The organism is Caulobacter sp. SL161, from assembly GCF_026672375.1.
GTDB lineage: Bacteria > Pseudomonadota > Alphaproteobacteria > Caulobacterales > Caulobacteraceae > Caulobacter.
Genome location: NZ_JAPPRA010000001.1, coordinates 2,560,099 through 2,585,764, shown reverse-complemented (window position 1 = coordinate 2,585,764; position 25,666 = coordinate 2,560,099). Strand labels below are relative to the sequence as shown.

The following is a 25,666-nucleotide window of genomic DNA, read 5'->3' as shown; positions in this document are numbered from 1 at the left end:
GCGAGGGGGCAAGCGGCGTGGGCTTGACTTCCCAAGGGAGCGTGACCCCAAGAAGGCGCTCATGACCCTTTCGAGCACAACGCCCCGGCCTCTGATCGCCGGAAACTGGAAGATGAACGGCCTTTCGGTCGCCCTCGACGAGGCCCGAGCCGTCGCCGCCGCCCTGGAGGCGAAACCTCCGGCCGCCCGCGTCGCGATCTTCCCGCCCGCCACCCTTTTGCATCGTCTGAGCCAGGCGGTGGAAGGGGGCCATCTCCTCACCGGCGGTCAGGATTGCCATGGCAAGTCGAACGGCGCGCACACGGGCGATGTCTCCGCCGAGATGATCGCGGACGCAGGCGGATCGCTGGTGATCTGCGGCCACTCCGAGCGGCGCACTGACCACGGTGAAACCTCCGCCCAGGTGGCCGGAAAGGCTGAAGCCGCCGCCCTGGCGGGTCTGGAGCCGATCGTCTGCGTCGGCGAGACCTTGGAGACGCGTGAAGCGGGCCTGGCGGTGAGCTTTGTCGTCAGCCAGGTGCGTGACTCGCTGCCAACCTCGCTGGCCGGCAAGGCGTTCAGCGTGGCCTATGAGCCTCTGTGGGCGATCGGCACGGGCCGAACGGCCTCGGTCGACAACATCGTCGAGATGCACGCGGCCATCCGCGCCGAGCTGGTCTCCCGGTTTGGCGAGCAGGGCCGGACCGTCCTGATCCTCTATGGTGGCTCCGTGAAGCCTGAAAACGCCAGCGAGATCCTCGCCGCGCCCGAGGTTGGTGGCGCGCTGGTCGGCGGCGCTTCGCTGAAGGCCAAGGACTTCCTGGCGATCATCCAGGCGCTTTAAGCTTGAAGAACCTTCCACGGACGGGCCGGGCAAGCGCACGGTCCGTCCCAGAATCCTTGACATCGCGGCGCCCACGTGCGCCTTACCGCGCCTTGCAAATCAGCGCGTATTCAAGACTTTCATGACCACCATGCACGCCTATCGCACCCATAACTGCGGCGCCCTGCGCGCTTCCGACACCGGCGCGGCCGTGCGTCTGTCCGGCTGGATCCACCGCAAGCGCGACCATGGCGGGCTGGTCTTCATCGACCTGCGCGACCACTACGGTCTGACGCAGCTGGTGCTGCACCCCGAAACGCCCGGTTTCAACGTGGTCGAGCGCCTGCGCGCCGAGAGCGTGATCCGCGTTGACGGCGAAGTGATCGCCCGTGACGCCAGCGTGGTGAACCCCAACCTGCCGACCGGCGAGATCGAGATCCGTGTCTCGGCCGTCGAGGTGCTGTCCGAGGCCGCCGAGCTGCCGCTGCCGGTCTTCGGCGAGCCGGACTATCCCGAAGAGATCCGCCTCAAGCACCGCTATCTCGACCTGCGTCGCGAGACCCTGCACAAGAACATCGTCCTGCGCTCGCGCGTGATCCAGTCGATCCGCAACCGTATGTTCGCCCAGGGCTTCAACGAGTTCCAGACGCCGATCCTGACCGCCAGCTCGCCGGAAGGCGCACGCGACTTCCTGGTGCCCTCGCGTCTGCATCCCGAAAAGTTCTACGCGCTGCCGCAGGCGCCTCAGCAGTTCAAGCAGCTGCTGATGGTTTCGGGTTTTGACCGCTACTTCCAGATCGCACCCTGCTTCCGCGACGAAGACCTGCGCGCCGACCGTAGCCTGGAGTTCTACCAGCTCGACGTCGAGATGAGCTTCGTCACCCAGGAAGACGTCTTCGCGGCGATCGAGCCCGTCATGCATGGCGTGTTCGAGGAGTTCTCGAACGGCAAGCCGGTGTCGCCGATCGACGGCACGCACACCTTCACCAACGACTTTGGCCAATCGTTCGAGCACAAGGGCTTCGAGCGCCTGACCTACGCCCAGTCGATGGCCTGGTACGGCAGCGACAAGCCGGACCTGCGCAACCCGATCAAGATGGCGAACGTCTCGGAGCACTTCCGTGACGGCGGCTTTGGCCTGTTCGCCAAGATCCTGGGCGCCGACGCCAAGAACCAGGTGTGGGCCATCCCGGCCCCGACCGGTGGTTCGCGCGCGTTCTGCGACCGCATGAACAGCTGGGCTCAGGGCGAAGGCCAGCCGGGTCTGGGTTACGTGTTCTGGTCGGAAGACCAGGGCGGCTGGGGCGGCCCGATCGCCAAGAACCTGGGTGAGCCGACGCAAGCGCTGATGGAGTCGCTGGGCCTGGGCGCCGGCGACGCCGCCTTCTTCGTGGCCGGCGACCCGGCCGTGTTCGCCAAGTTCGCGGGCCTGGCCCGCACGCGCGTCGGCACGGAACTGAAACTGGTCGACGAAAACCAGTTCAAGTTCTGCTGGATCGTCGACTTCCCGATGTTCGAGTGGAACGAGGAAGAGAAGAAGGTCGACTTCTCGCACAACCCGTTCTCGATGCCGCAGGGCGGTCTGGAAGCCCTGGAGACCCAGGATCCGCTGACCATCCGCGCCTATCAGTACGACATCGTCTGCAACGGCTACGAGCTGTGCTCGGGCGCGATCCGGAATCACAAGCCCGAGATCATGCTGAAAGCCTTCGCCACCGCCGGCTACGGCCCCGAAGTGGTCGAGGAGCAGTTCGGCGGCATGCTGAACGCCTTCCGCTACGGCGCACCGCCGCATGGTGGTCTGGCGCCGGGCATCGACCGTATCGTCATGTTGCTGGCCGATCAGGTCGCCATCCGCGAAGTCATCGCCTTCCCGCTGAACCAGCAGGGCCAGGACCTCCTGATGAACGCCCCGGCCAACGTGCTCGACAAGCAGTTGAAGGAACTGCACATCCGGACCGCGCCGCCGATCAAGGTGTAGGCGGGGTTCCGACCCTCCACGAAAAAGCCCTCCGGTCTTGCGATCGGAGGGTTTTTTCTTTGGCTTACTAGCGACCTTACTTGGGGCCTTTGGGGGCCTTCGGCGGGGCGGGGGGCGCAGGCGGCTTTGGCACCGCGCGCAGGAGCATGAAGTGCTGGCTGCTCCGCAGGCCGTTGCAGGGGCGGACGCTGAGCCCCGAAGGCAGTCGCGTGCCGCCATCGCCGCAGGCCTCGTCCAGCTGTTCCTGTTCCAGCCCCCGGGCGCTCGACAGATCAGCGCCGCTGAGATTGACCATGGTCAGGTCTGCGTTCCGGAAGTCCGCGCTGTTGAAGATGCCGCCGCGCAGATTCGAGCCGGTCATGTCGGCGTTGTGGAACCGCGCGCCGTCGAAGCGCGCGCCTTGGAAGTTGGCGTGGTTGATGTCGGCGTTCGAGAAGTCGGCGTCGCGGGCGTTGGCGCCCGACAGGTCGGCGGCGATCAGTTCAGCGTTGGCGAAACGCGCTTTCTGCAGGTTGGCGCCGACCATGGTGGCGGCGTGCAACTCTGCCGAAGACAGGTCGACGCGAACCAGCGTGGCCTGGGTGAAGTTGGCGCGGCTGCTCTCGATGCCGGACATCCGCGCGTCGGTGAAGTTGGCGCGGGTGAAGTTGGCGCCGCGCATCTCGGCGCCGCGCAGGTCGGCGCGGCTCAGATCGGCCCATCCGAAATCCGAGCCATAAAACATCGCGCCGCGCAGGTCCGCGCCGATCAGAACGGCCTTGGCGAAGTTGGCGCCGGTGAACTTGGCGTTCATAAGCTTGCGGCCCGCCAGGTCGCAATTGGCGCACATCCCGCCGAAGGACGTCAGCTTGGCGACGTCCTTGTCTTCGGCCCAAGCGTGCGCCTGGCCCGTCATGGCCAACAGGCTCAGCGTCAAGGCGGCGATGGAAACGCCCAAGCGGGACATCGACTACTCCGTTCAGTCCATACGCGACTGTGTGAGTTACGGTTTGGACCGACGGAGGGCCAGAGACCACTTAAATTGCGGTAATGACGGGGATTTAACGGCAGCGCGGAATGGAAAGTCCGCGGGGCAACAACGTGGAGTCATCGCCGCACGCCAGGCTCAACTGGCTCTGCTTCAGACCCGTCGCGCGATCCATCTCCGCGCCTGAGAAGTTGACGCCGGAGAGTCGCGCGCCGGCAAAATTCGCGCCTTGCAGATAGGCCCCGACGAAGCTGGCGTTGGTCAGGTCGGCTCGCGCGAAGCTGGCTCCGGTCATGACCGCGCCGTAGGCGTTGACGTCCCGAAGATCGCCACCGGCGAAGCGGGTCCGGTTCATGACCGCCGTCGACAGGTCCGCCTGTCGAAGACGCGCGCCGGCCAGGTTCTTGCCCTTCAGGGTCAGGTTGGAGAGATCGGCCTGGAACAGGTTGCAGCGTGGGCAGTTCGCGCCGTTGCGCACGGCGGCGATCTGGCCGGCGTTCTGGGCGCTGACGGGCGTCGCGGCGGACAACGCCACGCCAAGGGCGGCGGCGAGCAGGGCGATCGGTTTCATTCTGGCGCACGTCCTGAGCGGAAAAGCAGGTCTTACCCTTACCTAGCAAGCTTAACGCCAGGCGAACGCCGTCAGGTGGACGCTACGGGGCCAGGGCGCTCGGACTGAGCGCCGCAGGTGTCGCAGACTGTCATTCCGCCTCTCCGCACCAAAGACAGATCGCCGCAAGCCGGGCACATCTCGCCGTCGGCGCCGGGGCGGGCGGCGCCTTCCACGCGACGGTGGCCAAAGCTGGCGAAGACCAGATTGTCCGGCGTGGCGCCCCGTGAAAAGCCCTTGGAAATGAAGCGGCTAGCCGGAACTGGATCGGCGTCGTCGTCCAGCAGGTCGTCTTCCGCAAGGCGCTTGCCCGCGCCGAGCCCATCGGCGTTGAACTCGCCGGGGTCGCCGTTGGCGAGGTCGTCTCGGCCAAGGTACGAGACGCCCAGTTCTCGGAAAATGTAATCCAGGATGGAGGTCGCGGACTTGATTGAGTCATTGCCCGTGACCGGACCCGCCGGCTCGAACTTGGTGTAGACGAAGGCGTCGACGAACTCGTCCAGCGGCACGCCGTGCTGCAGACCCAGCGAGACGGCGATGGCGAAATTGTTCATCAGGCTTCGGAAGGCCGCGCCTTCCTTGTGCATGTCGATGAACAGTTCGCCCAGCTCGCCATCCTCATACTCGCCGGTATGCAGGTAGACCTTGTGGCCTCCTACGGCCGCCTTCTGAATGTAGCCTTTGCGGCGATCGGGCAGGCGGCGGCGAGAGCGGTCGCGCTCGACGATCCGCTCGACGACGCGCTCGGTCACCACTGGTTCCCGCGCCGGAGCGGGGCGGGGCGCTTCGGCCACCGGCTCCTCGGGCAGATCGAGCTTGAAGTCGTACGGCGTGGGCGCGCGCTGCAGGCGCAGGGCGCGAACGCCGGCCCTGGCCGCCGCAGCTTGCGCGCGCACGGCGTCGGCCGGGCGCGCGTCATGCGGAATCGAGACCATTACGGCCGTCGGCAGGCAAGCGAAGCTTTCCACCGCCGCCAGCATCGCCAGGCGGTCATTGAACGAGGGAGCCTCCACGGACCGGAAAGCTTCGCGAAGATCAGGGTTCAGGGCTTCGCAATCGCCCAGCGTGCCTGCGCCCAGCGCATGGCGCTCGGCGGCCGCGATTTCCGCCGCCGAGAAGTCGGCGAAGGCCAGGGTGTCGAAGTCGCGACGCGCGACATCTTCGGCGGACGCGCCCAGGACATCGCGAAGGAAGCCTGCGCCGACAATCGCCGGGGCGAAGGCCGCCCGCACGCCCTGATGTTCGCGCAGGGCGTTTTCGGCCTTCTCGATCTCGTGAGCGGTGAAGCCGCGCGCCTGCAGCATGGCGTGATCGATCGCGGGGCTCTCGGCCAGCGATCCGTGGCCCAGCGCATGCCGCCGGGCTGCATCGAGATCGACGCCCTCCGATGACAGCGCCTCGAAAGCGGCGGCGCTGAAGCTCGGCATCAGGAAGCCGTCTGCGGTTTGTGACACAGACACCGGCGCAATGGCGCCTGCCGCGCCGACGGGCGCGCCGCCCAGGCGCAAGGTCGCCTCGAGGTCCGTGAACGGTCCCACCAAGCCGGCCGAACGCAGGCCGTGCTTGCGGGCCAGCGCGTGGGCCGTCGCCAGCGCCGCGGCGGCTTCGGTGGCGAGCGCCGAGCGCAGGGCGGCGGCGCGGACCCGGCGTTCGGCCAGGGTCTTCAGCACGCCTTGGCGATCCTGATCAAAGACGGGGTCTTGGCCCAGTACGGCTGCGGCCTCGGCGCTGGCGGACAGCGCCGCGCCGACGGCGAGAGCCCACAAGGCGGCCGCGCCGTCGCGACCTTCGATACTGGTCTGGGCGTAGCCTTGGCTGAGCAGGCAATCGCCCACGCCCGCGAGCGAAAGGCGCGCGGGGCGCTCGCCCCGGTCCAGCTCCAGGGCCGTGGCCCACAGATGACAGACGAAAGTGAAGCGCTCGATGTCGAACCCTTCGGCGTCCAGGAAGGCGCTGGCGTCGATCGCCGCGCCGATCGCTGCGCCGCGCGACAGGGCTTCGGCGTCGGTCGGCGACAGGGCCAGGGTCAGGGCGCTGGTTTCCCAACCGACCTGGGCGGCCAGGGTCGCGGCCTCGTCGCCGGCGGCGACCGCTTGGCGGGTTGCGGCGGCGACAAGGGGCAGCTCATCATCGACGGCGAGCGCGGTCAGCGGCGCACGGGGCTGGTCGGCCAAGGCGATGGCGTCCAGGATGGTTTGGTCGTCCGCGCCCAGTTCACGCGCCTTGCGCGCGGCCCGGGCCAGGGCCGGGTTCTTGCGAACATCGCTGCAGGCGCGGCTATCGCCCGAGCAGCGACGCACCGCGTCTGCGACCTGGTCGAGCGCGGTGTTCAAACGCGCAGCGGCTTGAGCCGCCAGGAGGCGCGCTCGGCGTTGCCCCAGGATGTCCCGCGCCTGGCTCTGGAATTCGAACTCGGTGATGTCGGGCAGCAGCCGCAGACCCCTCTGGCCGGAGGTCGGGGTCGCTATCCCTGTGAGCATCGTGGTCAGCAGCGCCTCGCGGAAGGCGTCGGCGTCCGCCTTGTCGCCAAACAGGCCGCGCGAGAGGCCCAGTTGCGCCACGCGCGCAGCGTAACGCGCGGGACCGCCGCCGAGCGGAGCCTTGGGTTCGACCTCGCCGCCCCAATCGAGCCAGGCTTCGACGCGGGCGTCCGACCATGATGACGGCGCCGAAATGACCTGAACGCTGTCGGCCCGTTCCAGGTCGCGCCATTCCATCGCGGGGACGAGGCCTGCGGCTTTGGCGGAGGGGCGCATGGGCGTTTCCAGGTCCGAGATGCCAGCGTGAGTGCTTACCAAATCCCTAACGTGTGATTCCGCGCGGCCGGGATGGGCGTAAGGTCGCACCGCAGGTTAGAACCTTGGTCACTGCCCCTCAATAGATGTTGCGGGTGGAGGGGCGCTAATCCACAAGATGTTGAAGTGCGCCGCGACCGGCGCGCGGCTGGACGGTGAGGGCGCGGGGCGCTATGGTCCGCCCGCTTCGCCGCGCTTGTCGCGGTCGAGCAAAGCCTTGCAGATTCAGGTGCGAACGTAGTGCTGAAAGCGATCTTCACGTGGTGGAACGGCGCGACCCTCGGGCAGCGTTTCCACATTGGCCGCCGCGGCGTCTTCGTGGGTCAGGACGACTACGGCAACCGCTATTTCGAGGCGCGCGACAACAGCGACAGCTACGACCGTCACAAGCGTCGTTGGGTGATCTACAACGGCTATGCCGAAGCCTCGAAGGTCCCTGCGGAGTGGAGCGGTTGGCTGCACTACACGCTGGACGAGCCGCCGACCCGCGCGCCGCTGAAGCGTCGCGAATGGGAGAAGGACACGCTCCCGAACCTGACCGGCACCGTGCACGCCTGGCGTCCCCAGGGTTCGCTGACCCGCGGCGGCGAGCGCCCGGCGGCGACGAGTGACTATCAAGCCTGGTCGCCGGAATAGGGGCATGGCCCGCCGGGCGTCCCTGATCGCGGCAGTGAGCGTCCTGTCCGGCTTGGCCGTGGCAGGTATCGCTGTCGCGCGTCAGGCAGGAACGCCTCAGGCTCAGACTCCGGCCAGCGCGCCCGCCGCGACCCCAGCGCCGGTGGCGCCCGCTCCGCGACCTGCACCGCCGACGCCGGTCGGAGAACTACGGCCCGCCCAGCCCGTTCAGGTCGCGCCCGCCACGGCGAACCCTAATCCGCCCGCGTCACCCGCGCCGGGAGCCGCCACCCAGGTCAAACCGCCGGCGGCGACCAAGCCCGCCGAGCCCGCCAAGCGGGCGCGCTATTCGGTGGCCATCTTGCAGGCGCTGGACAAGGTCACGACCGAAACCATGCGGTTCGAGGTCCCGATCGGTCAGCCGATCCGGTACAAGACCCTGATCTTCACCGTGCGGGCTTGCGAAACCGCCGCCGCCGACGAGGTCGCGCCGGAGTCGGCGGCCTATGTGGTGGTCGACACCCAGCCCAAGGCCCAGGCCGGCCGCGCCGCGCCTCCGGGACGCCAGATCTACAAGGGTTGGATGTACGCCAGCTCGCCGGGCCTGAACCCGCTGCAACACCCGGTCTATGACGCCTGGCTGATCGCCTGCAAGCAGTCGATCCCCGTCGCGCCGCCCGCCAAGCCGTAGAAGTCGCCCGGCGTCGCCAGGGCCTTGGATAGCCGGCGGCGGTAGTCCGCGCGGCTGATCTCCGTGACGCCGAACTGCGCCAGATGCTCGGTGAGAAACTGGGTGTCCAGCAACTCGTACCCGCCCGCGATCAAGCGCGCGACGAGATGCACCAGCGCCACCTTGCTGGCGTCGCGCGCGGTCGAGAACATGCTCTCACCAAAGAACGCCCCGCCCAGCGACACGCCGTAGAGTCCGCCGACAAGCTCATCGTCCAGCCACGTCTCGACGCTGTGGGCGAGCCCGCGGGCGTAGAGCTGGCCATAGAGCCGCTGGATCGGATGGTTGATCCAGGTGTCAAGCCGTCCGGGCCGCGAGGCGGCGCAGTGCTCGATCACCGCGTCGAAGGCGGTGTCGACGCGAACCTCGTACGGTCCATTGCGAACCGTGCGGGCCAGGCGCTTGGGAATATGGAAAGTCCCGAGCGGCAGCACACCGCGCCGCTCGGGATCGATCAGAAAGAGGCTCTCGTCCTCTCGTGCGTCGGCCATCGGAAAGACGCCGCGCGCATAGCAGGCGATCAGGTCGTCGACCGTGAAGGCGTCTTCCATCGCCGGCCCCGGATCAGGCTTCTTGAGCTTTGATCCAGCGTTCCAGCCAGTGGATGTTGTAGTCGCCGGCCAGGATGTCGGGCTGCACCAGGAGGTCCTGGAACAGCGGGATCGTGGTTTCGACGCCGCCGACCACCATCTCGCCCAGGCAACGCTTCAGGCGGGCGATGCATTCGGCGCGGTCACGGCCGTGCACGATCAGCTTGCCGATCAGGCTGTCGTAGTACGGCGGGATCGCGTAGCCGGTGTAGATCGCCGAATCCAGGCGAACACCCAGGCCGCCAGGCGCGTGGAAGTCGGTAATCACGCCCGGCGAGGGCGTGAAGGTCCGCGCGTTCTCGGCGTTGATCCGGCACTCGATGGCGTGGCCTTCGAAGACGACGTCGTCCTGGGTGAACGACAGCGGCAGGCCGGCGGCGATGCGGATCTGCTCGCGCACCAGGTCGATGCCGGTGATGGCTTCGGTGACCGGGTGTTCGACCTGCAGGCGGGTGTTCATCTCGATGAAGAAGAACTCGTCGTTTTCCCACAGGAACTCGATGGTCCCAACGCCGAGATAGCCGATGGCCTTGACGGCATCGACGACGATCTTGCCGATCTTGGCCCGACCTTCGGCGGATAGGGCGGGCGAGGGGGCTTCCTCCAGCACCTTCTGGTGACGGCGCTGCAACGAGCAGTCGCGTTCGCCCAGGTGCACGACGTTGCCGTGGCTGTCGGCGATGACCTGCAGCTCGATGTGGCGCGGTTTCTGGAGGTAGCGCTCCATATAGACCGTATCGTCGCCGAAGGCGGCGCGAGCCTCGGCGCGGGCGGTCGAGACCGCTTCGGCCAGATCTTCGCGGGTCTGGGCGACCTTCATCCCCCGCCCGCCGCCGCCGGCGGCGGCCTTGATCAGCACCGGGAAGCCGATCTTCTCGGCGGCCTCGAAGGCCTCTTCCTCGGTCGAGACGCCGCCGTCCGAGCCGGGAACGACCGGGATGCCGGCGTCCTTCACGGCCTGCTTGGCGGTGATCTTGTCGCCCATCATCCGGATGTGCTCGGGCTTGGGACCGATGAAGGTGAAGCCGTGCGCGCCGACGATCTCGGCGAAGCGGGCGTTTTCCGACAGGAAGCCGTAGCCCGGGTGGATCGCCTGGGCGCCGGTGATCTCGGCGGCCGCGATGATCGACGGGATGTTCAGATAGCTCTTGGCGGCGGGCGCCGGCCCGATGCAGACGCTTTCGTCGGCCAGACGCACCCACATGGAGTTGCGGTCAGCCTCGGAATGGACCGCCACGGTGGCGATGCCCATTTCCTTACAGGCGCGGTGAACCCGGAGCGCGATCTCGCCCCGGTTCGCAATGAGGATCTTGTCGAACATGAGCTTTACTCGATGACGACGAGCGGCTCGCCGAACTCGACGGGCTGGGCGTCGTCAACCAGGATCTCGACGATCTTGCCGGCCTTCGGCGCGGCGATCGGGTTCATGGTCTTCATGGCTTCGACGATCAGCAGGGTCTGACCGGCCGCGACGGTGTCGCCGACTTTCACGAAGGCGTCAGCGCCCGGCTGGGGCGAGAGATAGGCGGTGCCGACCATCGGCGACTTCACGGCGTCGCCACGCACTGCGGCCGGAACGGCCTCGGCGGCGGGGGCCGGCGCGGCGGCGACCGGGGCCGGGGCGGCGGCCGGAGCCGGCGCGTAGGCCGGGGCGGCGGCCTGGACGTAGTTGACGGGCGCGGCGGTCAGTTCACGCGCGACGCGGATCTTCAGGCCGGCATGCTCGACTTCGATCTCGGACAGACCCGTGTCCTTCAGGATGTCCGCGATCTTGCGGACCAGACGGGCGTCGATCGCGGGAGCTTCGACCGGATCGGCGGGGGCCTTGGGGTTCGACATGGAAGCTTACCTTGTTCTTCTGATGCGCCGGGCGGCGGAAAACGCCGGACGTTATCGTTGCTATGCGCGGATCAGGCCGAAAGCGGCCTCGATCGCCAGTTCGTAACTCGCCGCGCCGAACCCGGAGACGATCCCCGTGGCCGCCAGCGAAACGTAGGTATGGCGGCGGAATTCCTCCCTCGCCGCCGGGTTGGACAAGTGACACTCGATCACGGGGATGCTCAAGGTCTTGAGCGCATCCAGCAGCGCAATCGACGTGTGGCCGTATCCGGCCGGATTGATGACCAGCGCAGAGGCCGACTCACGCGCCTCGTGCACCCAATCGATCAGCACGCCTTCATGGTTGGACTGGCGGAAGACCACCGAAACGCCACGCGAAGCCGCCCGCGCCTCACAGCGCGTCCGGACATCATCGAGGGTGTCCTTGCCGTAAATCTCGGGCTCGCGTGTTCCCAACAGGTTGAGGTTGGGCCCGCTCAGCACGTGGATCGGTTTTACCATGCGGCTCCGCCGTCGATTCCGAGGGTCTTGTATAGCCGGTTCCGCCGGGTCACAAGCACGGCTCGCTTCGGAGGAGAGATGAGGCTTTTACTGAACGGGGAAGAGCGGGACGTGGCCGGCGTGGTCACGATCGCTGATCTTGTGACCATGCTGGGCCTGGACGCCCGCAAGGTGGCGGTCGAGCGCAATCTCGAGATCGCACCGAGGTCCAGCTATGCCGACACGGCGCTGGCCGATGGCGACCGGATCGAGATCGTCACCTTTATCGGCGGCGGTTGACCTTAAAGGCTGTCATCCCGGCCAAGTGCGAAGCACGCCGAGCCGGGACCTCGGGATGCGCCGTGTTTGTTGTGGTCCCGGGTCTTCGCCCGGGATGACAGGGAAAGGATGGGGGCGTAAACCAGCCGCATGAACGCGCATGTTTCCCCCGACTCCGTCACCGCTGACAGCGACGAGACCTGGACCGTCGCCGGCCGCACCTTCCGCTCGCGCCTGATCGTCGGCACGGGCAAGTACAAGGACTATGCGACCAACGCCGCCGCCGCCCGCGCGGCCGGGGCCGAGATCGTCACGGTGGCCGTTCGGCGCGTGAACCTGACCGATCCGAGCCAGCCTTTGCTGGTCGACTACGTCAAACCGACCGAGTTCACCTATCTGCCCAACACCGCCGGCTGTTTCACCGGCGAGGACGCGGTGCGGACGCTGCGCCTAGCCCGCGAGGCTGGCGGCTGGGACCTCGTCAAACTGGAGGTCCTCAGCGACCCCAAGACCCTGTTTCCGGACATGGAAGAGACCCTGCGCTCGCTGAAGCTGCTGGTCGCCGACGGGTTCCAGGTCATGGTCTACTGCTCGGACGACCCGGTCTACGCCCGCAAGCTGGAAGACGCGGGCGCGGTGGCGATCATGCCGCTGGGCGCGCCGATCGGTTCCGGTCTGGGCATCCAGAACCGCGTCAACCTGCGCATCATCATCGAGAACGCCAAGGTGCCGGTCCTGGTCGACGCCGGCGTTGGCACGGCGTCCGACGCGGCGATCGGCATGGAACTGGGCTGCGACGCCATCCTGATGAACACCGCCATCGCCGAGGCCAAGGACCCGATCCGCATGGCCAAGGCGATGAAGCACGCGGTGATCGCCGGCCGCGAGGCCTATCTGGCCGGCCGGATGCAGAAGCGGCTCTACGCCGATCCCAGCTCGCCGCTGGCGGGGCTGATCTGAGCCGATCCTTCTTCCCCCCATGGGGGAGGAGCGCCGTAGGCGCGGAGGGGGCGAGTGGGGCTCTGCAAGCGCCGGTTAGCCCCCACCTGACCGCGCTTTGCGCGATCGTCCGCCCCCAGAGGGGGCGGAAGGATCGTCATCAACCCGCCTTTGCCCGCGCCGCCCGCGTCTGTTCAATCGCCAGCTTCAGGGCGTTGATGTCCGCGCCGGGCACCAGGGTGTCGCCGACGATGAAGGCGGGCGTGCCCGACAGGTTCAGGGCGCGGGCCAGCGCGTCGGTGTCGGCCAGATGCTGGGTGACGGCCTGGCTCTCGCCGACGGCCTTGGCCTTGGCCATGTCGACGCCCAGTCCCTCGGCGATGCGCAGGGCGCCCCTGGCGTCGAGCGCGTTCTCGGCCATCAGCGCCTTGTGCAGTTCCATGCTCTTGCCCTGGTCCTTGGCGCCCAGGGCGATGCGCGCGGCCGCCTCGCTGTCGTTGCCGAAAATCACGAAGTCCTTCAGCACCAGCCGGATGTCGGGGTTCTTCTGGACGAGCTCGAGCACCGCCGGCGTGGCCTGACGGCAGAAGCCGCAACGGTAGTCGAAGAACTCGGTCACCGTGATCGTGCCAGTCGGATTGATGACGATATCGCGCGGGTCGCGTTCGATCGCCTGACGATACTCGCCGATGGCCTTCTGCGATGAGACCGCCTGCTGGGCCGCCTGTTTCTCCTGCAGCTTCTGGCTGGCCTCCATCAGCACCTCGGGGTGCTCGATCAGATAGGCCCGGACCTTTTCACCGAACGCCTTGTCCGGCTTGGACTGGTCGCAGCCGGCGAGGGTGAGGCCGGCGATGGCCAACGGGACGGCGAAGGTCGCAGCGCGGCGAAGCATGGTCATCGAAATCTCTGGATGCGTGGCCGGTCAGCGGCCGGGATTGGAGGGCATGACGCCGTCCTTGGCCAGGTCCTTGAGTTCCTGGTTCGAGGGACGGGACGCCAGCACGATGTCCGTGGCGCGGCGCCAGTCGGGCGTGTTCTTGGTCAGGAGCTCCCGGGCGCGCATCGCAAAGACCTTGGCCTCGCGAACGGCGCCCAGTGAGAAATATTGCTCGGCGGTGGCCAGGCGAGCCTCGCCGTCCTTCTTCTGCTTGTCGTAGGCCTGCGCCAGGAGGCGCCAGGTCACCGGGTTGTCGGGCTCATTCAGCAGGCTGCGCTTCAGCTCCTGAACGCCTTCCTCGACCTTCTTGGGATCGTTCAGATTGATCAGGGTCTGGCCCAGATTGATGCGGAGCAGCGCGGCGTCCGGCTTCAGCGCCACCGAGCGGCGCTGGGGCTCTTCGGCCTGTTCCACACGATTGAATTCAAAAAGGATCTGCCCCTTCAGCTCCCAGAGATAGGGATTGTCGGGGTGGTCGGCGATCAGGCCGTCCAGCAGCTTCAGGGCCCGATCGGGCTCCTTCATCTGGTAGTAGGCGATCGAGCGCGCATAGCGGGCCGGAAACCCGGTATCGGTCTCCTTGTACTTCATCAGCGCGATCTGGGGATTCAGGAAGCCCTCAAGCTTGGCCTTCATCACCTCGTGCCGGGCCAGATCCTCGGGCGTATCGACGGCGTTGTAGTGCGGCAGGCGCTCGACACGGCTGCGCAGCACCTCGATCCGCTCGGACGAGAGGGGGTGGCTGCGGAAATAGGCGAACCGCCGCGCCTGATCGAACACTTCCTGATAGCGGAAATTGTCGAAGAACTCGACGAGACCCCGCCCGGATTGGCCGGTGGCTTCCAGGAAGCCGGCGCCGGCCTGGTCGGCCCGCGATTCCTGTTCACGGCTGTAACCCAGCGCGCCGAGGGCTCCGGCGTATTGAGCGTTGCCGATCAGCACCGCGCCAGCGTCCGGCGCGCCCGCCAGAGCAGCCAGAACGCCAAGACCCATGGTCAGGATCATCGGCTTGAGGCCTGCGCGCATCATCTCGTCGGAGCGGATGGGGTGGCCGCCGGCGAGGTGACCCGTCTCGTGCGCAATGACGCCGCGCAGCTGATTCGGGTTCTCGGTCTGTAGGATCAGGCCCGTATTCAGGCCCATCTGCAGGCCCTGGGTCGCGAAGGCGTTCAGCGATTTGTCGCCGACGATGAGGATCCGCACATTCTTCGGGTCCAGACCGGCGGCGGCGAAGATCGGGTCGGAGTCGCGATGCAGGATCTCTTCGATCTCGGTGTCCCGGATCAGGGAAGGACCGTCGTTCTGCGCGTTCGCAAGTTGGGGCGCCGAAACGGTGGACGCGAGAACGGCGAGCGCGCAGATCGCCGCGCCCAATCTCTTACCGGCTCGCCCACTACGCGAGGTCATCAAGTGATCTCCAGATCGCGCCCCCGCGAACCCTGACCAATCTAACTTGGATCGCGACGGCGAGGGAACAAGGGTTCGCACCGTCGCCGTGAAAGAATTCGGCCCGCGCATCGGGAGACGCGCGGGCCGTTGTCATTCGACCTTACCGGCGCCACCAGCCCCGACGGGGCTTTTCGGGCGGCGCGGTGATTTCGTTCGGATCCGGCTCGGCCGGTTTGGCCTCCTCGACGGCTTCGACGACCGGCGCCGGCTTTGGCGCAGCCTCGACCGCGGGGGCCGGCGGAGCGACCTCGACCGCTTCGGGTTCAGCGGTCTCAGAGGCGGGCGCCTCCGCCGCGACCTCGGTCACGGTGTCGACCGCTTCGACGGACGCTTCAGTCGCCTTCTTGCCGCGCGACCGTGAGCGCTTGGGCTTCTTGGGCGCTTCCTCGACTTCCGGCAGTTCGACCCAAACATCGGCCGGCGGTCCGGCGATCACCGGCGGCGCCAGGATGGGGGCCTCGAACGGCTCCGCAGCCTCGACAGTCGCGCTTTCCACCGAGGTCACCTCGGCGACCGGCGCCTCGTCGCGCTGGCGACGGCCCCGGTCACGACCCCGACGGCCACGTTCACGGCCAGGGCGCTCTTCGCGCTCGGCCCGCTCGGGACGCGGCGCAGCCTCGGCGGCGGCCTCGACGCGCGGCTCGGGCGCCGGACGACGCGACTCGCCACCGCCGACCAGCGCAGCCGGATCATGCCAGGTGAAGACGTTCTCGCCGAAGGGCACCCGCGGCCGGATCCAGACGAAGGCGTCGGTCGGACGATCGCCGTCCTCGCGCCCGCCACGACGGCCGCCGCGACGACCGCGGCGACGGCGACGACGACCGCCCTCATCATCATCGCCAAACTCGGCGCGATCCTCGTCCGCGCCTTCGGCCACGACGTCCTCGTCCTCGGACTCGGTCTCGCCATCCCGCTCGTCGCGACGCCCGCGGCCGCGGTTGCGGTCGCGACGCCCGCGACGGCCCTTGCGGTCGCCGCGCTCGTCATCACGCGCCGACTTGCGCGTCGCCGCCTCGTCGTCATCGGTGTCCTCGCGATCGGCGTCGTCCTCGTCATCGAGAATGACGTCGTCTTCTTCTTCCTCGTCCTCGTAGGCGTTCGGATCGAAGTCGTCGTCTTCCTCGACGAAGGGCGGCGGGGCCACGGCGATGCGTTCGCCCAGCTCGGTGCGCTCGATCTCCTGATCGCCCGCGTGCAGGCTGTCATCGACGACGACCGTCACGAACAGACCATGCGTTGTCAGCAGACGCTGCAGGTAATCGCGCTTCTCGTTGAGGATGTAGAGGCCGACCGAGCGCGAGACCTTCAGGATCACGCTGCCCGAGCCCTTCAGGGCCTCGGCCTCGACGGCGCGCAGGGCGGCCAGGGCGCTGGACTCCACCGAACGGACACGGCCCGTGCCTTCGCAGTGTTCGCAGACATGGGTGGTGCCTTCCAGCACGCCGGTGCGGCGACGCTGGCGGCTGATCTCCATCAGGCCAAAGCCCGAGATCTTGCCCATCTGGATGCGCGCGCGATCGTCCTTGAGCGCGTCCTTCAGGACCTTCTCGACTGTGCGGTTGTTCTTGGCTTCATCCATGTCGATGAAGTCGATGACGATCAGGCCGGCCAGGTCGCGCAGACGCAGCTGACGAGCGGCTTCCTCGGCTGCTTCGCAGTTGGTCTTCAGCGCGGTGGCCTCGATGTTGCGCTCGCGCGTGGCCTTGCCCGAGTTGACGTCGATGGCGACGAGCGCTTCGGTCTGGTTGATCACCAGATAGCCGCCCGAGCGCAGCGGCACGACCGGCGAATAGATCTGGGCCAGATGGTCCTCGATCTTGTTCTTCACGAACAGCGGGGTCGGGTCGCGGTAGTTGAAGACCTTCTTGGCCTGGCTCGGCATCAGCATGCGCATGAAGTCGCGCGCTTCCTTGTAGCCGGCGTCGCCCTCGACCCAGATGCCGTCCAGGTCCTTGTCGTACATGTCGCGGATGGCGCGTTTGACGAGGTCTTCTTCCTCGTAGATCAGCGCCGGCGCGATCGAGTGCAGCGTGTTCTCGCGGATGTTCTCCCACAGACGCAGCAGGTACTCGTAGTCGCGCTTGATCTCGGCCTTGGTGCGCTTGGCGCCGGCCGTGCGGACGATCAGGCCCATGCCCTGCGGCACGTCCAGGCTCTGGACGACGCTCTTGAGGCGCTTGCGGTCCGTGACCGCCGTGATCTTGCGGCTGATGCCGCCGCCACGGGCGGTGTTGGGCATCAGGACGCCGTAGCGGCCAGCCAGCGACAGGTAGGTGGTCAGGGCCGCGCCCTTGTTGCCGCGCTCTTCCTTGACGACCTGAACCAGCATGATCTGCCGGCGGCGGATCACTTCCTGGATCTTGTACTTGCGCATCAGGCGGCGCTTGCGGCGCGCCAGTTCTTCTTCGACGTCGTCCTCGTCGTCGTCGACCGCGCGTTCGCCGCCATTGACGTCGTCTTCGTCGTCACCGCCCGAGGCGCGACGCGAGATCGGCGTGTCGTCCTCGTCGTCGCCGGAGTCGTCGCGCATCAGCGCTTCGCGGTCGGCGACCGGGATCTGGTAGTAGTCGGGGTGGATCTCGTTGAACGCCAGGAAACCGTGACGGTTACCACCGTACTCGATGAACGCAGCCTGCAGGCTGGGTTCGACGCGCGTCACCTTGGCGAGATAGATGTTTCCACGAAGCTGTTTGCGGGTTTGGCTCTCGAAATCGAACTCTTCAACCCGGGTACCGTCCACGACGACCACACGCGTCTCTTCGGCGTGTGCTGCGTCGATCAGCATCTTCTTCGACATAAAGGAATTCTCCGCGGCGCGCTGCGGGCGCTTGGCCCGGTCGCCGATATGAATGAAGGGCGCGCGCGTCGCCGACCGTCGCACCGTCAGCGCGGTTGCGAAGGGTCAGGTGCCAAAGGCGGTCGGGTGCGGCGCAGCCCATTAAGGTTCGTTTGTCCCTACCGCGCCAGGCGCGGGATTGGATGGCGCGTCGTCGCCAGGACGGCGTTTGAGCCCGACGCGGGCCCCGTGGCGCGGCGTCTCTGCAGGCGTCTTACCCGCCAGGTCGACCGCGTCTCGAACACTATCTAATCTGCCGCTCCAGTGTCGAAAGAGGTTCAAGACCAAATTCGACGCCTGAACGGCTCACGCGGAGTCGTGACGATCACGGATTTCGCGTGCGGCGGGACTGTAGCCACATCGGCGCGCAAAAGAAAAGGTTTCGCGGTTTGAACGCGACTTAACCCTTTCGCTACCGGGCCCGATCGATATTGAGCTCCAGTTCACCAGTTCCGGGCATCGCGGGCGCGAATGCGTAGAGGTCTCATCAATTTCGCTCGTATGGGCTGGGTCAGGGCCTTGCTGATCGTCGGCGGTGTGACTCTGGCCGGCGTGGCTGTCGCCACGGCCAAGGGACCCGCCGCGCCCGCCGGCGTCCAGAAGGTTCGTTTCGGCGGCGATCGTGTCGAAACGCGGGTCGTCATCGACCTGGACCGCGCCGCCGCCGGCAGACTGCTGTCCGATGGCATGGCCGATCAACGTCTCGTCATCGCGCTGCCCAACGTCATGGTTTCCGGCGACCTGCAGGGCGCTGGGCAAGGCCTGGTGAAGCGCTGGCTGATCGACGAGGCCGCCGGCGGCGCGCGCCTGCGCCTGGACCTCGCCGGCAAGGTAGAAATCCGCCGCCGGTTCCTGTTGCCGCCGGGCGATGGCGCCACGGCCTATCGCTATGTCATTGACCTCAAGGCCGTGGATGGCGCGGTCGCGCCGCAAACCCCGCGTCTGGCCTTGGCGTCTACGCCTGTCAAAGCAGCGCCCCTGCGCCTGAAGAAGGTGGTCGTGATCGACGCCGGCCACGGCGGCAAGGACTCCGGCGCGGTCGGCGCCAACATCTACGAAAAGGAGGTCACGCTCGCGGCCGCCAAGGCGCTGAAGGAGCGGCTTGAACGCACTGGGCGCTTCCAGGTCGTGCTGACGCGCGAGACTGACACCTTCGTTCCGCTCGAATCGCGCGTGCAGATCGCGCGTCGGGCCGACGCCGACCTGTTTATCTCGCTGCACGCCGACTCCGGTCCGGACGCGACGACGCGCGGCGCCTCGGTCTACACCCTCTCCGAAAAGGGCGCCGATCGCGTCGGCCTGGTTCTGGAGAAGGATGATTGGCTGATGAAGGCCAATATGCCGGGCCGCGACCGGGCGGTCAGCCAGATCCTGCTGGACCTGTCGCAACGTGCGACCAAGAACCGTTCCGCCGCCTTCGCCCAGTTGCTCCTGGCCAATGTGGGCGAGGAGACCGCCTTGCTTCGCCGTAGTCATCGCGATGCGGGCTTTATCGTGCTGCTCGCACCTGACGTGCCGGCCGTCCTGCTCGAAATGGGCTTCATCACCAATCCCGATGACGAAGCATTCCTGAGTTCCAAGGCCAGCCGCGCGCGCCTCGTGGATGCTGTCGCGGACTCAATCGAAGCCTATTTCTCCTCGGGTCTTCGCAAGTCTTAGGCGACCACGCTTCCCCTTTCGACTGTCGCGCTCTAATCACAGGCAAGATCGATCGCGCCGCGCCGTGCTAGGTGCGACCGCGAAACCGCTTACGGTTCCGCGCCAAGCGATCTAGTGAAGTGAGCATGGCGGGCGAGGGGGCCCGTTCGACGGAGGTCGCGTGGATCTGAAACCCACCGAACGATGGATGGCCATCGCGGGCGTGGCGGTGCTGTCGGCGATCGCCGTCGCGGGATTCGCGATCGCGATCTATGCCGCCTGGCTGTTCCACGACATGCCCGACGCCGGTGAGTTGCAGGACTATCGCCCGCCGACCGCGACGCGCGTCTATGCCTGGGACGGCACCCTGATCGGCGAGTACTCCAAGGAACGCCGGATCTTCATCCCCTACGACCAGATCCCGCCACAGCTGGCGCAGGCGTTCCTGGCGGCCGAGGACCGCAACTTCTTCCAGCACGGCGGCGTCGATGTCGGCGGTCTGTCGCGGGCGATGATCAAGAATGTCGGCAACGCCGTGCGTGGGCGTCGCCTGGAAGGCGGCTCCACGATCACCCAGCAGGTGGCCAAGAACGTCCTGCTGACCTCCGACGCTACGGTCGGGCGCAAGTTCAAGGAAGCCATCCTGGCCCATCGCCTGGAGCAGTCGCTGACCAAGCAGCAGATCCTTGAGCTCTATCTGAACGAAATCTGGCTGGGCTACCGCTCGTTTGGCGTCGGCGCGGCCGCCTACAACTATTTCGGCAAGGCTCTGCCGGATCTGACCCTAGCCGAGTGCGCCTATCTGGCCTCGCTACCCAAGGGGCCGGACAACTACCACCCGATCCGCAATCGGGCCAAGGCGATCACCCGCCGCAACTGGGTGCTGGGCCAGATGGCGGAGCAGGGCTGGGTGTCCAAGGCCGACGCCCAGAAGGCCATGGCCGAACCGCTGGTCGTCCAGGCAGCGCCAAAACGGGCCGCCTATCGCGACGCAGACTACTTCGTCGAGGAAGTCCGCCAGCGGGGCATGGCGACCCTTGGTCCGCGCCTCAACGAAGGCGGCTACTACATGCGCACCACGCTGGATCCGCGCCTGCAGACGGCGGCGCGGGTGGCGTTGATGGACGGCCTTGAGAAGTATGATCGCCGCCACGGCTGGCGCGGCGCCTGGGGACGGATCGAACCCAGCGACCTGAACTGGGAAAAGAAAGCCCTGGCCAAGGCCGCGCCGTCCGAGCGTCGCCAATGGCGTGCGGCGCTGGTGACCGGCAACGATGGCCGCGTCCGTCTCGTCAAGGGTGAGGGCGAAGGCCAGATCGTTTCCGAGGACATGACCTGGGCCAAGGCCGGCAAGGGCTTGAAGGCTGGAGATCTCGTCTTTGTGGAAAAGGCCGCCCAAGGCGGCTACCGCCTGCGACAGATTCCGGCGGTCAACGGCGCCCTGGTGGCGATGGAACCCTATACGGGCCGGGTCGTGGCCCTGGTCGGCGGCTACAGCTACTCACTGTCCAACTTCAACCGCGCCACCCAGGCGATGCGGCAGCCGGGTTCGTCGTTCAAACCGTTCGTCTACGCCGCAGCCCTGGAGAACGGTTACACGCCCGCCAGCGTGATCGTCGACAGCGCCATCACCTTCAAGGGCGCGAACGGCGAGGAGTGGAGCCCGGAGAACTACCACAAGGAGTTCTACGGCGCGCAGCCGCTGCGCAAGGGCCTGGAGCAGTCGATCAACGCCATGACCGTGCGCCTGGCCCAGGGCGTCGGCATGAAGAAGATCGTCGACTTCGCCAAGCGCACCGGCGTGGTTCGCGACATGGATCCGGTGCTCGCCATGGCCCTGGGGGCGGGGGAGACGACGCCGTTCAAGCTGACCGCCGCCTACGCCCCGTTCGTCAACGGCGGCCGGCGGGTCGAACCCCATCTGATCGAGCTGGTCCAGGACCGCGAGGGCAAGGTGATCTTCCGCGCCGACAAGCGCGACTGCGAACGCTGCGACGCCGGGTTCAACGGCGACGAGAGCCCGCGATTCGCCGCGCCGGGAGAGCAGGTCATGGACCCGGTCACCGCCTATCAGGTCACCTCTATGTTGCAGGGCGTAGTCCAGCGCGGCACCGCCGCCGCCGTCAGTTCGCTGGGGCGGCCCCTGGCGGGCAAGACCGGCACGACCAACGAGTACCGTAGCGCCTGGTTCGTCGGCTATTCGCCCAACCTGATCGTCGGCGTCTTCATCGGCTTCGACGACAACCGGTCGCTGGGCGAGGGCGAAACCGGCGCGACCGGCCCCGTGCCGATGTTCATGGACTTCATGAAGGTGGCGCTGGAGGGCCAGCCGGTGGTCGACTTCAAGCCGCCGAAGAACGCCAAGTTCGCTATGGTGCGCGGCGTGCGCGAGGCCTTCCGCCCCGGCACTGAGCCCAAGGTCGAGGTCGCGCCGACCGACGGTCCGATCCCCTACCAGGAGCTTCCGCCGGGCCTGCCGCCGGTTCCGCCGCCTGCGGCGCAGCCTGGCAAGCCCACCCAAAAGCCGGATCCGCTGAGCGGGCTTTACTGACGTCCATTGCGCGAGGAAGCGACGCAAGTTATCTCCCGCGCCCTTCAACACTGTCACGGAGTAACGTGATGCGACCGGATGTCGAGGCCGCTGCGGCCGACATCGAGCAGTCCGTGGGACTGCTCAGGAGGCGTCTTTGACTGGGACGTCGCTCTCCGCAAGCTCGATGAGCTGAACGCCCGGGTCGAGGACCCGACCCTGTGGGACCGTCCGTCCGAGGCCCAGGCCGTGTCGCGCGAACGCGCGAACCTGGCCGCCAAGGTCGAGGCCGTGCAGTCGATCGAGCGCGACCTCAAAGACGCCCTCGAATACGCCGAGTTGGCCGAGATGGAGTCTGACGAGGACTCCCTCAACGACGCCCGCGCCCAGCTGAAGTCGCTGAAGGAACGCGCCGGTCGCGCCGAGCTCGAGGCGCTGCTGTCGGGCGAAGCTGACGGCAACGACTGCTATGTCGAAATCAACTCCGGCGCCGGCGGCACCGAGTCCTGCGACTGGGCCGGCATCCTACTGCGCATGTACACCCGCTGGGCCCACGCCCACGGCATGACGACCGAGCTGATCGAAGAGACCGACGGCGACCAAGCCGGCATCAAGTCCGCGACCCTCTTGGTCAAGGGCGCCAACGCCTATGGCTGGCTGAAGACCGAGGCGGGCGTCCACCGCCTGGTGCGGATCAGCCCGTATGACAGCAGCGCGCGCCGTCACACCTCGTTCGCCTCGGCCTGGGTCTATCCGGTCGTCGACGACAACATCGAGATCGAGATCAATCCGTCCGACGTGCGGACCGACACCTATCGCGCTTCCGGCGCCGGCGGTCAGCACATCAACAAGACCGACTCGGCGGTGCGTCTGACGCACATTCCGACCGGCATCGCGGTCGCCTGCCAGGCCGGCCGTTCGCAGCACCAGAACCGCGAAGAGGCCTGGAAGATGCTGCGCGCGCGCCTCTATGAAGCCGAACTCCAGAAGCGCGAAGCCGCGCAGCAGGCGCTGGAAGACCAGAAGACCGACATCGGCTGGGGTCACCAGATCCGCAGCTACGTCCTGCAGCCCTACCAGATGGTCAAGGACCTGCGGACCAACGTCGAGACTTCCGACACCCAAGGGGTTCTTGACGGCGATCTCGACGCCTTCATGGCCGCGTCCCTGGCCCAGCGCGTGGGTCACACCCGCGACGGCGGCGAGGCGTCTTAAGAGCGCTGGGGCCGAGCGACCAAAAGAAAACGCCCCGGAGCGATCCGGGGCGTTATCGTTTTCAGCTTCGGCCCGTCTTAGCCGGCGCTCTTGGCGATCGCCAGATGCTCGGGATGCGGCGCGGGTTGCGACGGCGCGGGCGCCGGGCGCTGGAACTTCAGGCTGCGGCCCTGGAAGAAGGCGCCGGTTTCCATGGCCAGCTGCTCGTGGGTGATGTCGCCATCGACATACGAGGTGCCGTAGAGCCGAACCTGCTTGGAGGTGATCGCGCCGACCACGCGGCCGCGCACCTCGACCGCCTCGGCATAGACCGAACCCTCGACATGGCCGGTTTCGCCGACGGTCAGGCGACCCACGCGGACGTCGCCCTTGACCACCCCGTCGATCTGCAGTTCGCCTTCGCCGGTGACGCCGCCCTCGATGGTCAGGTCGGCTGACAGCAGCGAAGCGACCTTGGGGGGCGCGCGACGCGCGGGCTCGGCCGGGGCGGCGGCCATGGGCGTCGGCAGCGGCTCGATGCGGGCCGGAGCTTTGGTGTTCGACTTAGCTTGCTTGCTGAACATACTCACCAGCCTTCAAGAAGCGGTTGGGATTCTGGGCCTTACCGTTGACCCAGACTTCGTAGTGTAGGTGCGGACCGGTCGAGCGGCCGGTCGAACCCATGCCGCCGACCCGCGATCCGATGGCCACCCGCTCGCCGACGCGAACGCTGATCGTGGCGAGGTGGGCGTAACGGGTCTTGAAGCCGCCGCCGTGGTCGATCTCGACCGTCTTGCCATAGCCAGAGCGCACGCCGGTGAACGAGATCACGCCCGGAGCGGTGGCCATGATCGGCGTGTGATAGCCACCCGGGAAGTCCAGGCCGGAATGGAAAGCGGGGCGTCGGGTGAACGGATCAAACCGCACACCATAGCTGGACGACAGGGCCGGATTGCTGGTCGGGCGATAGAAGGGCAGCTTCTTGGCCGCCGCGCCCAGCGATCGCATGTCCGACATGTCGTTCGCAGCGCGTTGGATGCGGGTGGCGAACTCTTCGTCCACGTCCAGCACAGCGGCGAGGGCGCGAGGATCCTTGGCCTCGATCAGCGGACCGCCCAGCGACACGCCGCGACCGGTGTAGTTGCCCGCGTCCAGACCGGCCATCCGCATGGCCAGGCGCAGGCGCTCGGCGCGGCTCTTGGCGAAGCTCTCGGCGGCGTCGATCAGGCGCTCCTGATCCATCCGGGTGGCCTGCACCCGTTGCACCGGACTGGCGGCCAGGAGGCGAGGCTTGGCGACCTGCAGCGCTTCGGCGGCGCCGGGTACGCCCTTGAAGTCAGAGACCAGCAGGGCGAGCGCGGCGTGGCGCTTCTCGACCGAGGCGGCCAGTTCTTCCAGAGAGCCGTTGGTGGCGGAAAGTTGCGCCACAGCGCTGTTCAGGCGGGCCTGACGATCAGCGTTCAGGCGCTCGTAGTAAGCCTTTTGCTTGATGACCTGCTGGTCGGTCGAGCTGACCGCCAGGGCGTTGACCATCATCGCTGCCGTGCAGACGCCCATCCACAGCGCACCGACGGCCACGCCGGCGGCGCCCAGCAGTTGCTTGTTGGTCGAGAAGACATAGCCGCGCATCTCGCCGCCGGAGCGGATGTAGATGTGCCGTTCAGGAAATAGGGCTTCCAGAGATTGCCGCAGTCGCTTGAAGCGTTTGATCGCCATCGCCCCAGGAAACCCCCCGTTTCAGGTCCCGGCGATATGCAATGATAAAATGGAAGCGCGCAAGCGTCTTCGCGCCCAAAGGGAGCGCGAGTCACAAAATTGGACTGTGCGCCCCAATCCTTAACGATCTCTGACTGAAACGGCCACGCCAGACCCACGGTGCTGCGCTGAAACGCCACAGGCCGATGCCTTGCTGCAACAGTCGCGCGCGTCTCAGGCGCGCGAGGCGAGGTCTATTTGATGGCCTTGGCGGCGTTCATGACCGCCTTGATGTGGCCAGGCACCTTCACCTTGCGCCAGATCTCGCGGATGACGCCTTCGCGGTCGATCAGGAAGGTCGAGCGATCGATGCCCATGTACTTGCGGCCGTACATGCTTTTCTCGACCCAGGCTCCGTAGGACTCGACGACATCGCCCAGCGTGTCGGCGGCCAGTTCGATGGTCAGGTCGTGCTTGGTGCGGAACTTGGCGTGCGAGGCGGCGCTGTCCTTGGACACGCCGATGATCACCGCGCCCAGCTTCTGGAACTCCTCGACTTCCGACGAGAACTGCAGCGCCTCGGAGGTGCAGCCGGCGGTGTCGTCCTTGGGATAGAAGTACAGGACGACGTTCTTGCCCTTGAGGGCCGACAGGCTGACGCGACCGGTGTCGGTCGGCAGGTCGAAATCGGGGGCCTTGTCGCCGGGCTGCAGCATCGAACGCATCTCCTAGAAAGCTGTCATCCCGGACGCGCAAA

The 25,666-nt window shown here is 67.0% G+C and carries 23 protein-coding genes; 9 read left to right on the top strand and 14 right to left on the bottom strand.

All coding sequences use genetic code 11. The features are described from left to right. The first annotated feature begins 61 nt into the window (after positions 1 to 61). Positions 62 to 823: a triose-phosphate isomerase gene (gene tpiA / locus OVA11_RS12545; protein WP_268067698.1), complete on the top strand. Its 762-nt coding sequence runs from the start codon at positions 62 to 64 to the stop codon at positions 821 to 823. A 121-nt stretch (positions 824 to 944) separates the two neighbouring features. After that, complete coding sequence (aspS, locus tag OVA11_RS12540; RefSeq protein ID WP_268067697.1) at positions 945 to 2,783, top strand: aspartate--tRNA ligase; 1,839 nt, start codon at positions 945 to 947, stop codon at positions 2,781 to 2,783. Positions 2,784 to 2,859: 76 nt separating this feature from the next. Here the strand turns inward: aspS and OVA11_RS12535 are convergent, their stop codons facing one another. The 3 genes from OVA11_RS12535 to OVA11_RS12525 all read right to left on the bottom strand — a co-directional run bounded on the left by OVA11_RS12535 (position 2,860) and on the right by OVA11_RS12525 (position 7,116). Further along, positions 2,860 to 3,729, bottom strand: a complete 870-nt coding sequence (locus OVA11_RS12535; RefSeq protein WP_268067696.1) for a pentapeptide repeat-containing protein — start codon at positions 3,727 to 3,729, stop codon at positions 2,860 to 2,862. A gap of 94 nt (positions 3,730 to 3,823) precedes the next feature. Further along, positions 3,824 to 4,321, bottom strand: coding sequence for a pentapeptide repeat-containing protein (locus OVA11_RS12530; protein ID WP_268067695.1), 498 nt, complete (start codon positions 4,319 to 4,321; stop codon positions 3,824 to 3,826). Between the two features lie 71 nt (positions 4,322 to 4,392). Beyond that, complete coding sequence (locus OVA11_RS12525; RefSeq protein WP_268067694.1) at positions 4,393 to 7,116, bottom strand: TSCPD domain-containing protein; 2,724 nt, start codon at positions 7,114 to 7,116, stop codon at positions 4,393 to 4,395. A 279-nt stretch (positions 7,117 to 7,395) separates the two neighbouring features. Between OVA11_RS12525 and OVA11_RS12520 the strand changes: the two genes are divergently transcribed. Next, positions 7,396 to 7,791, top strand: coding sequence for an NADH:ubiquinone oxidoreductase subunit NDUFA12 (locus OVA11_RS12520; RefSeq protein ID WP_096033375.1), 396 nt, complete (start codon positions 7,396 to 7,398; stop codon positions 7,789 to 7,791). A 4-nt stretch (positions 7,792 to 7,795) separates the two neighbouring features. Further along, positions 7,796 to 8,461 carry a DUF2155 domain-containing protein gene (locus OVA11_RS12515; RefSeq protein WP_268067693.1) on the top strand — a complete coding sequence of 222 codons (666 nt, stop codon included), beginning with the start codon at positions 7,796 to 7,798 and terminating at the stop codon, positions 8,459 to 8,461. Here the strand turns inward: OVA11_RS12515 and aat are convergent. The 4 genes from aat to aroQ are packed head-to-tail and all read right to left on the bottom strand — an operon-like array spanning position 8,398 to position 11,430. Beyond that, a complete protein-coding gene (aat, locus tag OVA11_RS12510; protein ID WP_268067692.1) occupies positions 8,398 to 9,051 on the bottom strand; it encodes a leucyl/phenylalanyl-tRNA--protein transferase in 654 nt (217 codons plus the stop codon). The two genes, OVA11_RS12515 and aat, sit on opposite strands and share 64 nt — an antisense overlap. A gap of 13 nt (positions 9,052 to 9,064) precedes the next feature. After that, a complete protein-coding gene (accC, locus tag OVA11_RS12505; RefSeq protein ID WP_268067690.1) occupies positions 9,065 to 10,411 on the bottom strand; it encodes an acetyl-CoA carboxylase biotin carboxylase subunit in 1,347 nt (448 codons plus the stop codon). Positions 10,412 to 10,416: 5 nt separating this feature from the next. Further along, positions 10,417 to 10,929 carry an acetyl-CoA carboxylase biotin carboxyl carrier protein gene (accB, locus tag OVA11_RS12500; RefSeq protein ID WP_268067689.1) on the bottom strand — a complete coding sequence of 171 codons (513 nt, stop codon included), beginning with the start codon at positions 10,927 to 10,929 and terminating at the stop codon, positions 10,417 to 10,419. Between the two features lie 60 nt (positions 10,930 to 10,989). Beyond that, positions 10,990 to 11,430 (bottom strand): type II 3-dehydroquinate dehydratase, encoded by a 441-nt coding sequence (gene aroQ, locus OVA11_RS12495; RefSeq protein ID WP_010919748.1) that lies wholly within the window; start codon positions 11,428 to 11,430, stop codon positions 10,990 to 10,992. 78 nt (positions 11,431 to 11,508) lie between these two features. Between aroQ and thiS the strand changes: the two genes are divergently transcribed. Both thiS and OVA11_RS12485 read left to right on the top strand, forming a co-directional pair. Beyond that, positions 11,509 to 11,709, top strand: a complete 201-nt coding sequence (gene thiS / locus OVA11_RS12490; protein ID WP_010919747.1) for a sulfur carrier protein ThiS — start codon at positions 11,509 to 11,511, stop codon at positions 11,707 to 11,709. A gap of 129 nt (positions 11,710 to 11,838) precedes the next feature. After that, on the top strand, positions 11,839 to 12,648 hold the full coding sequence (locus OVA11_RS12485; RefSeq protein WP_268067688.1) for a thiazole synthase: 810 nt from the start codon (positions 11,839 to 11,841) through the stop codon (positions 12,646 to 12,648). Positions 12,649 to 12,787: 139 nt separating this feature from the next. Here OVA11_RS12485 and OVA11_RS12480 read toward each other — a convergent pair whose 3' ends face one another. The 4 genes from OVA11_RS12480 to OVA11_RS12465 all read right to left on the bottom strand — a co-directional run bounded on the left by OVA11_RS12480 (position 12,788) and on the right by OVA11_RS12465 (position 17,955). After that, complete coding sequence (locus OVA11_RS12480; protein ID WP_268067687.1) at positions 12,788 to 13,528, bottom strand: DsbA family protein; 741 nt, start codon at positions 13,526 to 13,528, stop codon at positions 12,788 to 12,790. A gap of 24 nt (positions 13,529 to 13,552) precedes the next feature. Beyond that, on the bottom strand, positions 13,553 to 14,974 hold the full coding sequence (locus OVA11_RS12475; RefSeq protein WP_096033370.1) for a tetratricopeptide repeat protein: 1,422 nt from the start codon (positions 14,972 to 14,974) through the stop codon (positions 13,553 to 13,555). Between the two features lie 142 nt (positions 14,975 to 15,116). After that, entirely contained in the window at positions 15,117 to 17,813 is a 2,697-nt protein-coding gene (locus OVA11_RS12470) for an Rne/Rng family ribonuclease (protein ID WP_268067686.1), read from the bottom strand. Beyond that, positions 17,737 to 17,955, bottom strand: a complete 219-nt coding sequence (locus tag OVA11_RS12465) for a hypothetical protein (protein WP_268067685.1) — start codon at positions 17,953 to 17,955, stop codon at positions 17,737 to 17,739. The genes OVA11_RS12470 and OVA11_RS12465 overlap by 77 nt, the downstream gene beginning before the upstream one ends. Before the next feature lie 368 nt (positions 17,956 to 18,323). Between OVA11_RS12465 and OVA11_RS12460 the strand changes: the two genes are divergently transcribed. From OVA11_RS12460 to prfB, 3 genes are all read left to right on the top strand, one after another. Then, positions 18,324 to 19,511 carry an N-acetylmuramoyl-L-alanine amidase family protein gene (locus OVA11_RS12460; RefSeq protein WP_268067684.1) on the top strand — a complete coding sequence of 396 codons (1,188 nt, stop codon included), beginning with the start codon at positions 18,324 to 18,326 and terminating at the stop codon, positions 19,509 to 19,511. Between the two features lie 160 nt (positions 19,512 to 19,671). Beyond that, entirely contained in the window at positions 19,672 to 22,041 is a 2,370-nt protein-coding gene (locus tag OVA11_RS12455; RefSeq protein WP_268067683.1) for a penicillin-binding protein 1A, read from the top strand. 68 nt (positions 22,042 to 22,109) lie between these two features. Then, a protein-coding gene (prfB, locus tag OVA11_RS12450; RefSeq protein WP_268067682.1) for a peptide chain release factor 2 occupies positions 22,110 to 23,235 on the top strand; the annotation gives its coding sequence in 2 pieces (ribosomal slippage) (positions 22,110 to 22,178 and positions 22,180 to 23,235; 1,125 coding nt in all). Between the two features lie 77 nt (positions 23,236 to 23,312). Here the strand turns inward: prfB and OVA11_RS12445 are convergent. The 3 genes from OVA11_RS12445 to OVA11_RS12435 form a co-directional block, all read right to left on the bottom strand. Further along, positions 23,313 to 23,798: a bactofilin family protein gene (locus OVA11_RS12445; RefSeq protein ID WP_268067681.1), complete on the bottom strand. Its 486-nt coding sequence runs from the start codon at positions 23,796 to 23,798 to the stop codon at positions 23,313 to 23,315. Then, complete coding sequence (locus OVA11_RS12440; RefSeq protein WP_268067680.1) at positions 23,779 to 24,930, bottom strand: peptidoglycan DD-metalloendopeptidase family protein; 1,152 nt, start codon at positions 24,928 to 24,930, stop codon at positions 23,779 to 23,781. The genes OVA11_RS12445 and OVA11_RS12440 overlap by 20 nt, the downstream gene beginning before the upstream one ends. A gap of 233 nt (positions 24,931 to 25,163) precedes the next feature. Next, on the bottom strand, positions 25,164 to 25,625 hold the full coding sequence (locus tag OVA11_RS12435) for a peroxiredoxin (RefSeq protein ID WP_268067679.1): 462 nt from the start codon (positions 25,623 to 25,625) through the stop codon (positions 25,164 to 25,166). Between the last annotated feature and the right edge of the window lie 41 nt (positions 25,626 to 25,666).

What these genes read in the sequence shown, in the direction of transcription:
- tpiA (WP_268067698.1), top strand. Translation starts at nt 62, where the DNA reads ATGACCCTTTCGAGCACAACGCCCCGGCCTCTGATCGCCGGAAACTGG.
- aspS (WP_268067697.1), top strand. Translation starts at nt 945, where the DNA reads ATGACCACCATGCACGCCTATCGCACCCATAACTGCGGCGCCCTGCGC.
- OVA11_RS12535 (WP_268067696.1), bottom strand. Translation starts at nt 3,729, where the DNA reads ATGTCCCGCTTGGGCGTTTCCATCGCCGCCTTGACGCTGAGCCTGTTG.
- OVA11_RS12530 (WP_268067695.1), bottom strand. Translation starts at nt 4,321, where the DNA reads ATGAAACCGATCGCCCTGCTCGCCGCCGCCCTTGGCGTGGCGTTGTCC.
- OVA11_RS12525 (WP_268067694.1), bottom strand. Translation starts at nt 7,116, where the DNA reads ATGCGCCCCTCCGCCAAAGCCGCAGGCCTCGTCCCCGCGATGGAATGG.
- OVA11_RS12515 (WP_268067693.1), top strand. Translation starts at nt 7,796, where the DNA reads ATGGCCCGCCGGGCGTCCCTGATCGCGGCAGTGAGCGTCCTGTCCGGC.
- aat (WP_268067692.1), bottom strand. Translation starts at nt 9,051, where the DNA reads ATGGAAGACGCCTTCACGGTCGACGACCTGATCGCCTGCTATGCGCGC.
- accC (WP_268067690.1), bottom strand. Translation starts at nt 10,411, where the DNA reads ATGTTCGACAAGATCCTCATTGCGAACCGGGGCGAGATCGCGCTCCGG.
- accB (WP_268067689.1), bottom strand. Translation starts at nt 10,929, where the DNA reads ATGTCGAACCCCAAGGCCCCCGCCGATCCGGTCGAAGCTCCCGCGATC.
- aroQ (WP_010919748.1), bottom strand. Translation starts at nt 11,430, where the DNA reads ATGGTAAAACCGATCCACGTGCTGAGCGGGCCCAACCTCAACCTGTTG.
- thiS (WP_010919747.1), top strand. Translation starts at nt 11,509, where the DNA reads ATGAGGCTTTTACTGAACGGGGAAGAGCGGGACGTGGCCGGCGTGGTC.
- OVA11_RS12485 (WP_268067688.1), top strand. Translation starts at nt 11,839, where the DNA reads ATGAACGCGCATGTTTCCCCCGACTCCGTCACCGCTGACAGCGACGAG.
- OVA11_RS12480 (WP_268067687.1), bottom strand. Translation starts at nt 13,528, where the DNA reads ATGACCATGCTTCGCCGCGCTGCGACCTTCGCCGTCCCGTTGGCCATC.
- OVA11_RS12475 (WP_096033370.1), bottom strand. Translation starts at nt 14,974, where the DNA reads ATGACCTCGCGTAGTGGGCGAGCCGGTAAGAGATTGGGCGCGGCGATC.
- OVA11_RS12470 (WP_268067686.1), bottom strand. Translation starts at nt 17,813, where the DNA reads ATGTCGAAGAAGATGCTGATCGACGCAGCACACGCCGAAGAGACGCGT.
- OVA11_RS12465 (WP_268067685.1), bottom strand. Translation starts at nt 17,955, where the DNA reads ATGGGCTGCGCCGCACCCGACCGCCTTTGGCACCTGACCCTTCGCAAC.
- OVA11_RS12460 (WP_268067684.1), top strand. Translation starts at nt 18,324, where the DNA reads ATGCGTAGAGGTCTCATCAATTTCGCTCGTATGGGCTGGGTCAGGGCC.
- OVA11_RS12445 (WP_268067681.1), bottom strand. Translation starts at nt 23,798, where the DNA reads ATGTTCAGCAAGCAAGCTAAGTCGAACACCAAAGCTCCGGCCCGCATC.
- OVA11_RS12440 (WP_268067680.1), bottom strand. Translation starts at nt 24,930, where the DNA reads ATGGCGATCAAACGCTTCAAGCGACTGCGGCAATCTCTGGAAGCCCTA.
- OVA11_RS12435 (WP_268067679.1), bottom strand. Translation starts at nt 25,625, where the DNA reads ATGCTGCAGCCCGGCGACAAGGCCCCCGATTTCGACCTGCCGACCGAC.